This window comes from Olsenella uli, from assembly GCF_016899935.1.
Lineage (GTDB): Bacteria > Actinomycetota > Coriobacteriia > Coriobacteriales > Atopobiaceae > Thermophilibacter > Thermophilibacter uli_B.
On sequence record NZ_JACJJK010000036.1, the window covers coordinates 1 to 273 of the forward strand.

Here is a 273-nt window from a genome sequence, read left to right on the forward strand (position 1 = left end):
GACTAGAATAGATAAATTTAAATTACGCATTATTTGATGATTTTGATGTATTTATAAATAATTTGGAGGGATTATCATAAAGAAAAAATTTTATGCAGTGAAGAAAGGTTATAAAACAGGTATTTTTGATACATGGGCACAATGCCAAAAACAGACACAGGGTTTTAAAGGTGCGCTATTTAAATCATTTGCTACGCTAGAAGAAGCAAAAAATTATTTAAATGATGATGAAGCGGTAAATATCATGGAAAAAGATGATGACCGCTATTATAT

General features: G+C 28.6%; 1 protein-coding gene. It reads left to right on the forward strand.

Translation table 11 applies throughout. The features are described 5' to 3' along the window. Positions 1 to 97: 97 nt before the first annotated feature. Positions 98 to 273: ribonuclease H1 domain-containing protein (locus H6A07_RS10470; RefSeq protein ID WP_369334322.1), on the forward strand; the 176-nt coding region annotated here is incomplete at its 3' end.